The following is a 13,928-nucleotide window of genomic DNA, read 5'->3' on the forward strand; positions in this document are numbered from 1 at the left end:
CGGGTCGTCCATTCCCAAATCCCGTGGCCGCAGGAGCGGTTGGACGGGTGCCCCTGTGAACCTTGGGAGATGGCCCATGACCCAGCAGTCAGTGGAGCCCAGGACCGCGGCAGACGACGCGGGAGACGGCAGTCGCGTCCCCGCCGGGCGGTCCTGGCTCGACCGGTACTTCCACATATCAAGAAGAGGATCCACGGTCTCGCGAGAGGTCCGCGGCGGCATCACCACCTTCATGGCGATGGCCTACATCCTCCTGCTCAACCCCCTCATCCTGTCCGGCAAGGACCACGCGGGGGACACGCTCGGCCAGAAGGCGCTGATCACCGCGACCGCGTTCGCGGCGGCCTTCACCACGCTGCTGATGGGTTTCGTCGGCAAGGTGCCGCTCGCGCTCGCCGCCGGCCTCTCCGTCTCCGGCGTCCTGTCCTCGCAGGTCGCCCCGGAGATGACCTGGCCGCAGGCCATGGGCATGTGCGTGATGTACGGCGCGGTCATCATGCTGCTGGTGGTCACCGGCCTGCGCGAGATGATCATGAACGCGATCCCGCTCGCGCTCAAGCACGGCATCACCATGGGCATCGGCCTGTTCATCGCCCTCATCGGTTTCTACAAGTCCGGCTTCGTGCACCAGGGCAAGGCGACCCCGCTCGCCCTCGGCCCCGCCGGTGAACTCGCCGGCTGGCCGGTACTGCTCTTCGCCGGCACCCTGCTGCTGATCTTCATGCTCCAGGCCCGGAACATCCCCGGCGCCATCCTCATCGGCATCGTCTCCGGCACCGTCGTGGCCGCCGTCCTCAACGGCCTCGGCGTCATCGACGCCGACCAGTGGGCCAACGGCACACCCGAACTGCACGGCAGCGCCGTCTCGATGCCCGACTTCTCGCTCTTCGGCAACGTCGAGTTCGGCGGCTGGGGCGAGGTCGGCGCGATGACCGTCGGCATGATCGTCTTCACGCTCGTGCTCGCCGGCTTCTTCGACGCGATGGCCACCATCATCGGCGTCGGCACCGAGGCCAACCTGGCCGACGACAAGGGCCGGATGCCGGGCCTGTCCAAGGCGCTGTTCATCGACGGCGCCGGCGGCGCGATCGGCGGCGTGGCGGGCGGCTCCGGCCAGACGGTGTTCATCGAGTCGGCCACCGGCGTCGGCGAAGGCGCCCGCACCGGTCTCGCCTCGGTCGTCACCGGTCTGTTCTTCGCGGCCTGCCTGTTCTTCACCCCGGTCACCGCGATCGTCCCGCAGGAGGTCGCCTCCGCCGCCCTGGTCGTCATCGGCGCCATGATGCTGATGAACGCCCGGCACGTGGACTGGGCCGACCGCGCGACCGCGATCCCGGTCTTCCTGACCGTCGTCCTGATGCCGTTCACGTACACCATCACCACCGGTGTCGCCGCGGGCGTCATCTCCTACGTCGCCATCAAGACGGGCCAGGGCAAGGCCCGCGAGATCGGCGCCTTCATGTGGGGCCTGACGGTCGTGTTCCTCGTCTACTTCGCCCTTCATCCCATCGAGGGCTGGCTCGGCGTTCACTAGCCGCCCCCGCCCTCGTCCACGAACTCGCCAAGGAGACCGACAGATGCTGGACATCGCCGAGGAACTCGACCGGTGGGTCGAGCAGGGCCGTGACTTCGCCGTCGCCACCGTGGTGGCCGTCGGCGGCAGCGCCCCGCGCCAGCCCGGCGCCGCCCTCGCGGTGGACGCCGGCGGCACGGCGATCGGCTCGGTCTCCGGCGGGTGCGTGGAGGGGGCCGTGTACGAGCTGTGCCGGCAGGCGCTCGAGGACGGGGAGACCGTCCTCGAACGCTTCGGGTACAGCGACGAGGATGCCTTCGCCGTCGGGCTCACCTGCGGCGGCATCATCGACATCCTCGTCACACCGGTCCGGGCGGACGGTCCCGCCCGGCCGGTGTTCGCGGCCGCGCTGGCCGCCGCCGCTCGTGGGGAGGCGGCGGCGGTCGCGCGGATCGCCGAGGGTCCGGCGCAGCTGCGGGGCCGGGCCCTCCTCGTCCGTCCCGACGGGTCGTACGACGGCGGCTTCGGCGCCCACCCCGAATTGGACCGCACGGTGGCCGCCGAGGCCGGCGCGTTCCTGGACGCGGGCCGCACGGGCACCCTGGAGATCGGCGAACAGGGCTCGCGCTGCGGCGCCCCGCTCACGGTGCTGGTCGAGTCCTCGGTGCCGGCACCCCGGATGATCGTCTTCGGCGCGATCGACTTCGCGTCGGCGCTGGTCCGGATGGGCAAGTTCCTCGGCTACCACGTCACCGTCTGCGACGCCCGCCCGGTGTTCGCCACGAGGACCCGCTTCCCCGAGGCGGACGAGATCGTCGTGGAGTGGCCGCACACATACCTGGAGCGCACCGAGGTCGACGGCCGCAGCGTTCTGTGCGTCCTCACCCACGACGCCAAGTTCGACGTACCCCTGCTCGAGCTGGCCCTGCGGCTGCCGGTCGCGTACGTCGGCGCGATGGGCTCCCGCCGGACCCACCTGGACCGCAACGAACGCCTGCGCGCCGTCGGCGTCACCGAACTGGAGCTGGCCCGGCTGCGCTCCCCGATCGGCCTGGATCTGGGCGCCCGTACGCCGGAGGAGACGGCGCTGTCCATCGCGGCGGAGATCGTCGCCGGCCGGCGCGGCGGCAGCGGGGTCGCGCTGACCGGTGCGCACACCCCCATCCACCACGACACGAACGCGCGGCAGGCGAGGCGGATCGGGTCGGTGGCCTGAGAAGCGCCGGGAAAAGCCGTTGCCGTACGGTGCCGTCCCCGTCTTGCATGAGGTCATGATGTCCCCCGACCGGCTGGCGGCCTTCGCCGCCCTGTCCTTCCTGCTGATCGTGGTGCCCGGACCCAGCGTGCTGTTCGTGGTCGGGCGGGCCCTGGCCCACGGCCGCCGCGCCGCGCTGACCACGGTCGTCGGCAACACCCTCGGCGCGTACCTGCTCGTCGTGGCCGTGTCGCTCGGCGTCGGGACGGTCGTCGAGCGCTCGGTCCTCGTCTTCACCGCCCTGAAACTCGCGGGCGCCGCCTACCTCGTCCACCTCGGTGTCAGGGCGTGGCGGCGGCGCGGCTCGCTGCGCGAGGCGTTCGCGGAGTCGGGCCCGGCGCACGGCGGTCTGCGCACCCTCTGGGAGGGGTTCGCGGTCGGTGTGGCCAACCCCAAGACGATGGTGTTCTTCGCCGCCGTGCTGCCCCAGTTCGTGGACCGGCAACAGGGGCACGTCCCGGCGCAGATGCTGCTGCTCGGCCTGGTCTTCAACGCCATCGCGGTGGTCTCCGACGGCGTCTGGGGGCTGGCCGCCTCGGCCGCCCGGGACTGGTTCGCCCGCTCGCCCCGGCGGCTGGCCGCGGTCGGCGGAGCGGGCGGGCTGACGATGATCGGCCTGGGCGTGACGGTCGCCATGACGGGCCGCAAGGACTGAGGCGCCGTCGCAAGGTTCAGGGCCGCCGGAGCAGCCGGTTCGCCGCCCGGCCGAACATGACGCGGGCCGTTCGTCGCAGTACGCCGTCGAAGGCGCGGGGCAGGAAGCGGATCCGCAGTTCCTCCCGCCACACCACCCGGCTACGGCCCCCGGGCCCCGGCAGGACCTCGATCTCCGCCCAGCCCAGGATCACCCGCCCCCGTTTCTCCAGCCGGCACAGGCCGCCCCGGCCGTCGGCCGGCGGCCGCCACACCGTCACCTCCATGACGTCGTCGAGGCTGAGCGGGCCGACCCCCGACCGGGCCACGAAGCGCGTGCCCTCGCGGGTCGGCGCGGGCGTGAGCACCCTGATCCGGGTCAGCGGGACCGCGTCGGCGTGGCGGGGCCACTGAGTGAGCCGGCGCCAGGTCTCGTCGGGCGGGAGCGGCGGGGTGCGTTCGAAAGAGATGAAGGACACCGCACGATCGTAGGGAACGGACGGCGTGGACCTGCGCGTTCGCCCGCCGCTCACCTGGCCGGAGCAACGGCCGTGAGCCACGGGCCGCCCAGGCTCATGGCCGGTACACCTTGCCGGGCTCGGCCTTGCCGGGCGCCAGCAGCTGCGGGACCGTCACGAAGACGTAGCCGCGCGCCTTCAGGGCGTCGATGATGCCGGGCACGGCCGGCACGGTCCCGGCGTAGATGTCGTGCAGCAGGATGATCCCGTCCCGGGACGACTGGTCGAGGACGCGCTTGGTGATGAGCGCCGAGTCCTCGGTCGTGTAGTCCTTGGCGGTCACGCTCCACAGCACCTCCGCCAGGCCCAGCTCCTTGGAGATCGCCTGCACGTCGGCGTCGGTACGGCCCTGCGGCGGGCGCATCAGCGTCGGCTTGCGCCCGGTCAGCCGCTCGATGGCGTCGTTGGGCCGCTTCAGCTCCTCGCGTATCTGCGCGTCCGATATGCGGGTGAGGATCTTGTGGTCCCAGGTGTGGCTCGCGACCTCGTGGCCCTCCGCCGCCATCCGCTTGACCAGCTCCGGGTACTTCTCGATGTGCCGCTTGCCGAGCAGGAAGAAGGTGGCCGGGACCCTCTTCTCCTTGAGGATGTCGAGCAGCCGCGCGGAGTTCTCGCTGGGTCCCGCGTCGAAGGTGAGCGCGATGCACTTGGCCTCGCGGCAGTCGACGGTGCCGAACCGGGCCGGCGCCCCGTGCGCCGCCTCGGCGCGCGCGGTGCTCGGTGCCGTCGTGTCGGCCTGGGCGCAGCCGGACAGGGAGAGCGCCAGGCAGGCCGCGGCGGACGCGAGGCCCCGGGCGCGGAACCGGCGGGCCGTTCCGCGCATCTTCCCGGTCGCGTGATTCGGCATCGAGAACGTGTCGGTCAAAGGAGGCATGCCGGGACTATACACTGTGTGTATAGCCCGGGTGTTCGAATTTTCTGGGGACGGTGGCGGGTGCCGCGACCCTGCGAGAGGGGCGGAAACGCCCCGGCGGAAGGACCACTCCCTGCGCTTCCGGGAGCGCGCCGAAGCCGGCCGGGCGCTCGCCGGACTGCTGAGCGGGGAGTTCGGCCGGGACCGCGCCGAAGCGGCCGGGCACGCGCCGGACCGCTGGGCGAGGACTACGAGCAACTCACTGGACTGCTGGGCGAGGACTTCGAGCAACTCACCGGACTGCTGGGCGAGGACGTCGAGCAACTCTGCGACAGCGAGGTGCTCACCGTGCTGCGGGGGCGGTTGGACGCCGGTGCGGACGCCGCTCGCCGCACCCCTGCGCCCCGGCCCCCGCGTCCCGCCACGATCCCGTGCACACCAGTAGTACCGAACCGGTACGGGGAGTAACCTCGGAACCATGACGCGCACGGGGGAGCGAGTCGGGGCGGCGCGCTTACGCACACCGGCCTGGATCGCGCGCATCGAGACGCCGGACGGCCGGGTCCTCGGCGCGGGCGTGCTGCTCGCGCCCGAACGGGTGCTCACCGCCGGCCATGTCGTCGACCCCGGCCACCCGTACACCGTCCGCCTGGTCGGCGTTCCCGACCTCGGCGCCGTGGCCGCCACCGTCCGCCCCGACGAACACGTGCCCCAGCGCGAGCACCTCGGCGACCGCAGCGGCGATCTCGCCCTGCTGCGCCTGGCCGCGCCCCTGCCCGCCGAGCACACCACCCGGCTCTACCGGCTCGCCGCCCCGCACGGCCCCGTCAGCATGTACGGCTTCCCGGCAGGCGACGACGGCGGGCGCTGGCACGGCGCCACCCTGGTCGCCGCCCGTGGCCGGGACAGCCAGGTGCAGTTGCGCCCGATCACCCCCGGCGAACTCGCCGCCCCCGGCTTCAGCGGCGGCGGCGTCGTCGACCACGCCACCGACCAGGTCATCGGCATCGTCCTCAGCGTCGACGAGGGCCCGGGATCCGCCTTCAGCTACATGAGCCCGACCGAGACCATCCTCAGCCACCTGCCGCAGGTCGCCGCCTGGACCGACGGCGCCGAGGCCGTAGACCCGCGGCTGCGCACCGGCACCGCCGCCGCCGGCCGGCTCGACGTACCGTTCGCCACCGAACTCGCCTCCTGGTTCCGCGGCGAGGGCTGGCCCGTGCTCGTCACCGTCGTCCCCGCCCGCGGCGACCGCTCCTGGACCCTCCAGCGGGCCGTCACCCTCGCCGACCGCGAGCTGCGCACCCACCGCAACACCAGCGCCGTCAGCCACGACCCGCCGGAGACCGTGCCCCCCGCCGGTGCCCACGACCTCGCCCTCGACGTCAAGGGGCTGACAGCCGCGGAGGTCATGGACCGGATCGCCGAACGCCTCGGCATCCGCGACGACCCGCGGCCCGAACGGCTCGGCACCCTGCGCGTCCCGCTCGCCGCCGTGCTGGTCGCCGTGGACCAGGCGGCCGACCCCGACGCCCTGCTCGGCCTGCTGGACCGGCTCGCCGGGCAGGGCGCCCGGCTGCTGCTGGCGTTCCGCCGCCCCGACGAGGGCGCCGCCCGGGCCGCCGAGAACCTCGTACACCGGCCCCTGCGCGACCGCTGGACCCGTCTGCACGCCGAACTCGACCGCATCACCGAGGAGCTGGGCCCGGCGCTCGACGTGCGCCGGGACCGGGTGCTGCCCGGCCCCGGCGCGCGCCCCCTGCTCGACCGGGCCGAAGCCGGAGTCCGGCGCACCCAGATGCTGCGCGCCTGGGTCGCCCACACCCCCGGCCAGGAACGCGAACCCGGCCGCGCCGACCTGCTGTTCACCTTCGAGGACGCCGTCGGCCGCCGCCGGCGGCGCCTGGAGGAGGCCATCGGCGTGCTCGACACCCGGCTGCGCCGCCGCGAGGAACTCCTCGGCCGCGTCGGCGCCGAGTGGCCGCTGTGCCGGCAACGGGCCGCCGCGCACGGCGACCGGGTCATGGCCGCGTACCGGCTCTACGAGGAAGCCCTGTCCCTGCTGCGGCAGACACCCTGCGACATCGAACGGGCCGAGGCCGCCGTCGAGCGGTTCGTCGGCTTCTGCTCCGCCACCGCGGACGGAGAGGAGGGCGCGTCATGACCTCGTGCGTCCGGCCCGGCTGCGCGGGCCGCATCATGGCCACCGGCTACTGCGACACCTGCGGCCACCGGCACACCGAGCCGCGCACCGACCCCCCGGCCCGGCCCCCGGCCGGCACCGCCGAGGAGCCCCCCGGCCCGGCGGCCGTGCACGCCGTCGCCGGCATCGGTGAACTCGACCAGCACGGCCTGGTCGTCCTGCCCGAGATCGCCGTCCCCGACGACGTGCTCATCGAGGAGCCCGTCCTGCCCACCGGAGGCCGTCGCTGCGGCGCCGACGGCTGCACCATGACCATCGGCGTGGGCTACGGCGGCCAGCCCGCCCGCGCCACCGGCCGCTGCCCCCGCTGCGGCACGCCCTACTCGCTGATGCCCCAGCTCGTCAGGGGCGAGGTCGTCGCGGACCACTACAAGGTCCTCGGATGCCTCGCGCACGGCGGCCTCGGCTGGATACACCTCGCCGAGGACACCCGCGCCGAAGGCCACCGGGTCGTCCTCAAGGGGCAGATCAACGTTCACGACGCGGTCGCCCGCCGCACCGCCGTGGAGGAACGCCGCTCCCTCACCGACCTGCACCATCCCGACATCGTCCGCATCATCACCTACGCCGAACACCGGCCCCTCGGCCGCACCCACACCGGCTACCTGGTCATGGACTACATCGGCGGACGCTCGCTGCAACAGCTCTTCGACGCCGACGACATCGAGCGGATCTTCCACGGCCGCCCGCGCCTCGACCACGTCCTCACCTACGGCTGCAAGATCCTCGGCGCGCTGCAGTACATGCACGAACGCGGGCTGCTCTACTGCGACATGAAGCCCTCCAACGTCATCCACTTCGGCCGGGCCGTCAAGGTCGTCGACCTGGGCGCCGTCCGCGCGATCGGCGACCGCACCTCCGCCTACGTCTACACGGCCGGCTTCGCCCCGGCCAAGGAGGAGATCGACCGACGCGGCTGGCACGTCGACAGTGACCTCTACACCGTCGGCATGACCCTCCAGGCCCTGGCCCGCGGCGCCGAACCCGCCCGCGGCCTCGCCCCCGACTCCTTCCGCCGCATCGTCGCCCGCGCCACCCACGCCGAACCCCGCGCGCGGTTCCGCTCGGCCGCCGAGATGTCCCGCCAGCTCTGGGAGGTGCTGCGCGAGTTCCGCTCACTTCAGTTCGGCGAACAACTGCCGGAGGCCTCCACCCGGTTCCGTGCCTCCGGCGCCCTCCTCGACGCCGGACTCGGTGCGATCCCCGCACTGGACCACTGGACCGGCCGCCCCGACGAGCGGCCCGCCGGCCTCGACGTCTCCCCGCCGTCCGCCGCCGAGGTGGCCGGCGCCCTGCCCGAGCCGGTCCCCGACCCCGACGACGGCGCCGCCCTGCTGCTGGACTCCTTCCCGCCCGACGCCCCCGACCGGGTCGCCCTGCAGTGGCCCCGCGAATCCCGCCTCGGCACCCCCGAGACCGCGCTGTGGCTGTGCCGCGCCTACCTGAGAAAGGGCGAGCAGCACGCGGCGGAAGGCTGGCTCGCCGAGGCCGAGACCCAGCTCGGGGAACGCGCCGCCGCCCACGACTGGCGCATCGCCTGGCACCGCGGCGTCCTGCATCTCAGCAAGGGTGAGGTGGACCTCGCCGGTGCCCGCTTCGACGCCGTCTACCAGGCCCTGCCCGGCGAGTACGTGCCCAAGCTGGCCCTCGGCTACTGCGCCGAACACACCGGCGGCGGACGCCCGGCCCGGGCCATGCGGTACTACGAGGCCGTCTGGAAACGGGACTTCGCGCACACCGCCGCCGCCTTCGGTCTTGCCCGCGGCCACCTGGCCCGCGGCGACCGGGACGCCGCCGTCCACGTCCTCGACGAGGTCCCCGCCACCTCCCGGCACCACGACGCCGCGCGCATCGCGGCCGTGCGCGTCCGCGCCGGTGTCCTGCACGGCAGCCCGCCCACCCCCACCGGCCTGCGGGACGCGGCCCGGCGGCTGCCCGGACTGCGCCTGGACGGCGGCGCGGCGGACGGCGAGTCCCGGGCCCGGCTGGTCGCCGAGGTCCGCGAGAACGCCCTGCACAGCCGGCCGGCGCAGGGCTGGGGACCGGACTTCCCGGCCGGTGACCTCCTCGGCCCCGGGGACGAGGACAGCCTGCGCACCCGGCTGGAGCACTCCTTCCGGCAACTGGCCGCGCAGGCCCGCACCGCCGGGGAGCACGGCCGGCTGCTCGACCTGGCCCACGCGGTCCGGCCGGTGACCACCTTCTGACCACACCCACGATCCCGGAGAGAGGCACGATGACCGTGGCCGAGGAGACCGAGGTGACACTCGCGGTCGGTCAGCAGAAGGACCTGCCCGCCGTGCCGGACGCGGCCGGGCGGCACACCGACCGGGAGATGCACGCGATCCTGGAGATCGGGGTCCGCAGCCCGGACGGCGTGGAGCACACCGGCGCGCCCGCGCCCGGCACCGGGCCCGCGCTCGCGGAGGTGCTGATCGTCGACACCTCCCGCTCGATGCTCCATCCGGCCGCGAAGCTGCACGCGGCCAAGGACGCCACCGTCGCGGCGGTCCGGATGCTGCCCGACGGCACCGCCTTCGCCGTGCTGTCCGGGCGGTTCGACGCCACGGTGGTCCACCCCGGGCCCGGCCACCCGGTGCTCGCCGTCGCCGGTCCCGCCGAACGCGCGGCCGCCGAGCGGGCCGTACGTATCCTGGACGCGGACGGCGGCACCGCCATCGGCGCCTGGCTCGAACTCGCCCGGCGGCTGCTCAAGGACCAGCCCGCACCCGTCAAGCACGTGCTGCTGCTCACCGACGGACGCAACGAGCACGACCACCGCTCCAGCCGGCCGTTGGACACCGTTCTCGACGCCTGCGCGGGCCAGTTCGTCTGCGACGCCTGGGGGATCGGCGACGACTGGGACGCCGAACTGCTGCTGGGGATCACCCGGCGGCTGCACGGCCGCGCCGGGGCCGTCCGCGACGAATCCGAACTGACCTCCGCCTATCAGGAGTTGATGGCCGGGCTGCTCGGCACGTCGGTACCCGAGCTGCGGATCAGGCTCACCCCCACCCCGGGCACGGCGATCCGACAGGTCAAGCAGGTGGTGCCGAACGAACAGGAGTTGCAGCCCGTCCCGGCCGGTCCCGGCGGCCGAGCCGCGGAGTACGTCACCCGCGCCTGGGGCGACGAGGTACGGCACTTCCAGGTCATCCTGACCGCCGATCCGGCCGGCCGCGAGAGGGGCGAGGACCTCCAGCTGGCCGCGGTGGAGATCGTCGTACCCGACGTACGGCGTCCGGTACGGCTGCCCGCACCGCGGCCGATCCTGGTGCGCTGGACCGACAACCCGTTCGACGCCTCCCGGCAGCATCCCGGGGTCCGCCGGCACGAGCTGTACCAGCAGGCGAGCGCCGCCGTCGCCCAGGCATACCGGGCCTGGCTGCACGGCGCGGACGGCCGGGACACGGCGGACCGCGAACTCGCCCGCGCCCTGGGGCTGGCCGCCGAACTGGGCGACGCCCAGTTGCTCGGCGCGCTCCGGCTGATCGAGGCCGCCCCGGGCGCCGGGCGGGTCCGCTCCGGCCTCAAGGATGTCGACTGGCAGCACCTGATCCTCTCCAGCGCCCTGACGACACCGCCGGAACAGCCGACGGCCGGGGGCCCTGGAGGGGCGGGGGCCGCCGCCGGTGACGGGGCCGCCGCCCCGGCGGGGGCCGGTACGCCCGTACCGGCCGGGGAGGGCGCCGGTGCCGGTGCGCCCGTACCGCACCGGGCGGGTACCGGAGCGCCCGTACCGCACCGGGCCGGTGGCGGAGCGTCCGTACCGCCCGGGGCGGGTACTTCCGGCCCGCCGGACGCCGGTGCGCGCCTCCCATGGGGCGCCGGCCCATCCGGCCCATCCGGCCCATCGGGTGCCGGTGCGCCGGGGCCGTCGGGCGCTGCCGGGCCGTCGGGTGCCGCCGGTTCCGGCCTTCCGGTGCGCTCCGACGGGCTCGTCGAGTGTCCCCACTGCAGGTGGCTCGGTCCTGCCGACTCCGTCTACTGCGGGGGCGAATGCGGGCGGCTGCTGAGGGGGGCGTCCGCATGAACACCGGCAGAGGTGCCACCCCGGGACCGGGTGGCCGCGGAGGTGGGATGTCCGGGGCGGGGGCCGGCAGCGGTGCCACCCGGGGACCGGGCGCCGGCGGAGGCGCGCAGCCCGGGGCGGGGGCCGGCGGCCGTGCGATGTCCGGGGCGGGCGCCGGGAGAGGTGCCACCCCGGGGCCGGGGGCCCGCGGAGGCGCGCAGCCCGGACCGGGCGCCGGCGGAGGCGGGGTGCCCGGGGCGGGCACCTGGACGGGGGCGGCCGGCGGTGCGGCAGCCCCTGCCCGTCCCGGTGCCGGCAGCGCCACCGGGACGACCACGGGGCCGCCTTCCGCCCCGCCTCGGCGGGCGCGACCGGCCGACCGTCGTGGGCCGCGGCCCCCCGGTCCCCCCGCCGGCCTGCTCACCCGCGTCGCCGGTGCCGGGCGGCGCCCCCCGGAGGGCGAGAGCACGACCGCGCACGACCTCGCCGTCCGCCACCGCCTGCTGCTGGCCCTGTCGGCCCTGCTCACGCTGTCCCTCTTCGTGTCGTACCAGGGCGTGCACGGCGACGCGAACCCGCTGCGCACCTCCAGCGCCCCGGCCGTCCTGTCCCTCGACACCGCGCTGTACGCGCTCGGCCAGGCCCAGCGGGACGCCGGCGCGCCGGCGCCGACGAGTGACTTCCAGAAGCAGATCTCGGTCGCCGCGCAGAGTCTGGCCGCCGCCGCGGCCGACGACATCGGCGGAGCGGCGGACCGCCAGGCCCTGCAGACGGTCGCCGGGCTGATCACCGTCTACTCCGTCAAGGTCCAGCAGTCCCAGCTCCAACCCGACGGAAGCGTGCTGCGCGAGGCGTACCTCAGCTACGCCACCAGCATCCTGGTGGAGAAGGGCTCCGGGATACAGGCCCGGCTCAAGGCCCTGCAACGACAGCAACGTGCCGCGGTGCACCGGCAGACCTCGTTCGGCCCGCTGCTGTGGCTCGCCTGGAGCACGACCCTGCTGCTCACCCTCGTCCTCGCCGCGGCGCTGCTGGAGACCCAGCGTTTCCTCCGGCACCGCTTCCGGCGTCGTTACAACCGCCAACTCCTCGCCGCGGTCGTCCTGTCGCTCGCCGGTGTCGGCACCGCCGTGCTGTTCACGGTGTGGACCCATCAGGGGATGGCGGACGCCCGTACCCTGCTCGACCGCCCGCTGCCCGGGCGGCAGATACCCGACGCGGGGCGGTACACCGCCTCGTACCTGGCCGGCACCGGCTTCCGCGCGGCAGCGGCGGTGTGGATCCTGATAGGAGGCGTCCTGCTCATGGCACTGGCCGAGACGGGCCTGCGGCGGCACATCGACGACTACCGGTTCAGGTCCCGGTGAGCGCGCACGCCGGCGGCCCCGCGACGGCCGCCCCCGGCACCCGGCCCCGCCCCTCCCGCCGCCTGGTCCGCACCGTCACCGTGGTGGCGAGCTGCCTGGCCCTCCTGGCGGCGGCCGTCGTGGTGGGCGTACGCGCCCTCGGGCGGGAGCCGACCGTGACCCTGCTGGCCAACTGGACCGGCGAGGACGAGAAGAACTTCCGCGAGGCGGTCATCGAGCCGTTCGAGCGGAAGTACCACATCCACGTCGACTACCAGGGCAGCAATGCCGAGAGCCAGGTGCTCGGCGCCGACGTGGAGGCGGGGACACCGCCCGACGTGGTGGTGCTCACCGGCCCCGGCGAACTCGCCGAGTACGCCCGCCAGAAGCACCTCGTCCCCCTCGACGGCCTCGTGGACCGCGACGACTTCGGCACGTCCTGGGCCACGCCGCTGGCGGACGGGCACGTGTACTGGTTCCCGCTCAAAGCCGACCTGAAGAGCATCGTCTGGTATCCGGCCGACGTCGGCGAACAGCAGCGCCGCCGGGCGGTACACGATCCTGCCCAGTGGTGCCTCGGCATGGGCTCCGGCGCGACCAGCGGCTGGCCCGGCACCGACTGGATCGAGGACATCCTGCTCCAGCGGTACGGCCCGGAGGTCTACACACAGTGGGCGCGCGGTGCTCTGCCCTGGCGGTCGAAGCAGGTGAAGGGCGCGTGGACCACCTGGCGCGACCTGGTCGGCGCCGGCGGTGACGAGGACCGGGTACGGCGGGCCCTGAAGACCCCTTACCGGTCGGCGTCGTCTCCGGTCGCCGCGACCCCGCGCGGCTGCACACTGGAGCACCAGGCGTCGTTCATCCGCAACCGGCCCGCCTGGCAGCACGTCGACGGCCGCTACGAACCCTCCGCCCAGCTGATCTTCGGAGCCCCCACCACCCGCGCCTGGGAGGTCTCCGGCGACCTGGTCGCGCTGCTGCACGGCACCCCGCAGGCGAAGAAGCTGATCCGCCACCTGGCCTCGGCCGACGCCCAACGCGCCTGGACCGCGCAGGAGTCCGGCTTCTCCGTCCGCGCCGACGCCGAGCCCGCCCCCGGCGACGCCGGCTCCACCTGGCACCGCTCGCTCGCCCGCGCCCTCCGCGACGAGCGGACCACGCACTGCTTCGACGCCTCCGACGCCATGCCGCCCGCGGTACGCGACGCGTTCGCCGAGGCGACGATCGAATTCCTCGCCGACCCCGCCCACTTGGACGACCTGCTGCGGTCCCTGGACACTCTCAGCGACAGCCGGGATCTGACCTGGCTGCCGTCGGTGTGCGATCGCGCGTCACCGTGAGCGTGCCCGTGCGGCCCGGCCGACCGTGCGCCGGTCGGGGACGTCGTACGACGGTTGGGGCGGGGCGGGGCGGAGCGTGGCGGGGCGAGCGTGTCGGCGGGGCCGTTTCGCCGTTCCCGGCAGTGGATCGGGGGGGGGGGGGGGGGGGGGGGGGGGGGGCGCCCCCCCCCCCCGCCCCCCCCCCCGGGGCGGGGGGGGGGGGCCCCGGCGCAGCCACACGCACGCTGGCCGCACCCCCCCCCCCCCACCCGGGGC

10 protein-coding genes are annotated in these 13,928 nt (G+C 74.5%); 8 read left to right on the forward strand and 2 right to left on the reverse strand.

All coding sequences use genetic code 11. The features are described 5' to 3' along the window. The first annotated feature begins 76 nt into the window (after positions 1–76). From ACIGYR_RS00830 to ACIGYR_RS00840, 3 genes are read left to right on the forward strand one after another with little or no spacing between them, the layout of a single operon-like run. Positions 77–1,534 (forward strand): NCS2 family permease, encoded by a 1,458-nt coding sequence (locus ACIGYR_RS00830; RefSeq protein ID WP_399605427.1) that lies wholly within the window; start codon positions 77–79, stop codon positions 1,532–1,534. 43 nt (positions 1,535–1,577) lie between these two features. Then, positions 1,578–2,729, forward strand: a complete 1,152-nt coding sequence (locus tag ACIGYR_RS00835) for an XdhC family protein (protein ID WP_399605425.1) — start codon at positions 1,578–1,580, stop codon at positions 2,727–2,729. Between the two features lie 55 nt (positions 2,730–2,784). Beyond that, on the forward strand, positions 2,785–3,423 hold the full coding sequence (locus ACIGYR_RS00840; RefSeq protein WP_399605423.1) for a LysE family translocator: 639 nt from the start codon (positions 2,785–2,787) through the stop codon (positions 3,421–3,423). Positions 3,424–3,439: 16 nt separating this feature from the next. Here the strand turns inward: ACIGYR_RS00840 and ACIGYR_RS00845 are convergent, their stop codons facing one another. Together ACIGYR_RS00845 and ACIGYR_RS00850 are read right to left on the reverse strand one after the other, a co-directional pair. Further along, positions 3,440–3,880: an SRPBCC family protein gene (locus ACIGYR_RS00845; protein ID WP_399605421.1), complete on the reverse strand. Its 441-nt coding sequence runs from the start codon at positions 3,878–3,880 to the stop codon at positions 3,440–3,442. A 94-nt stretch (positions 3,881–3,974) separates the two neighbouring features. Next, positions 3,975–4,742, reverse strand: a complete 768-nt coding sequence (locus ACIGYR_RS00850; protein ID WP_399605738.1) for a polysaccharide deacetylase family protein — start codon at positions 4,740–4,742, stop codon at positions 3,975–3,977. Positions 4,743–5,250: 508 nt separating this feature from the next. Here ACIGYR_RS00850 and ACIGYR_RS00855 point away from each other — a divergent pair. The 5 genes from ACIGYR_RS00855 (at position 5,251) to ACIGYR_RS00875 (ending at position 13,673) form a co-directional block, all read left to right on the forward strand. Next, positions 5,251–6,936, forward strand: coding sequence for a trypsin-like peptidase domain-containing protein (locus ACIGYR_RS00855; protein WP_399605419.1), 1,686 nt, complete (start codon positions 5,251–5,253; stop codon positions 6,934–6,936). Next, a complete protein-coding gene (locus ACIGYR_RS00860) occupies positions 6,933–9,182 on the forward strand; it encodes a tetratricopeptide repeat protein (RefSeq protein WP_399605417.1) in 2,250 nt (749 codons plus the stop codon). Before ACIGYR_RS00855 ends, ACIGYR_RS00860 begins: the two co-directional genes overlap by 4 nt. Before the next feature lie 29 nt (positions 9,183–9,211). Continuing rightward, a complete protein-coding gene (locus ACIGYR_RS00865) occupies positions 9,212–11,008 on the forward strand; it encodes a VWA domain-containing protein (protein WP_399605415.1) in 1,797 nt (598 codons plus the stop codon). A gap of 227 nt (positions 11,009–11,235) precedes the next feature. After that, positions 11,236–12,354, forward strand: coding sequence for a hypothetical protein (locus tag ACIGYR_RS00870; RefSeq protein WP_399605414.1), 1,119 nt, complete (start codon positions 11,236–11,238; stop codon positions 12,352–12,354). Continuing rightward, positions 12,351–13,673, forward strand: coding sequence for an ABC transporter substrate-binding protein (locus ACIGYR_RS00875; protein WP_399605412.1), 1,323 nt, complete (start codon positions 12,351–12,353; stop codon positions 13,671–13,673). The genes ACIGYR_RS00870 and ACIGYR_RS00875 overlap by 4 nt, the downstream gene beginning before the upstream one ends. The last annotated feature ends 255 nt before the right edge of the window (positions 13,674–13,928 follow it).

Origin of the sequence: Streptomyces sp. NPDC053076, from assembly GCF_044546845.1 — a bacterium.
In the GTDB taxonomy this organism is placed as follows: domain Bacteria; phylum Actinomycetota; class Actinomycetes; order Streptomycetales; family Streptomycetaceae; genus Streptomyces.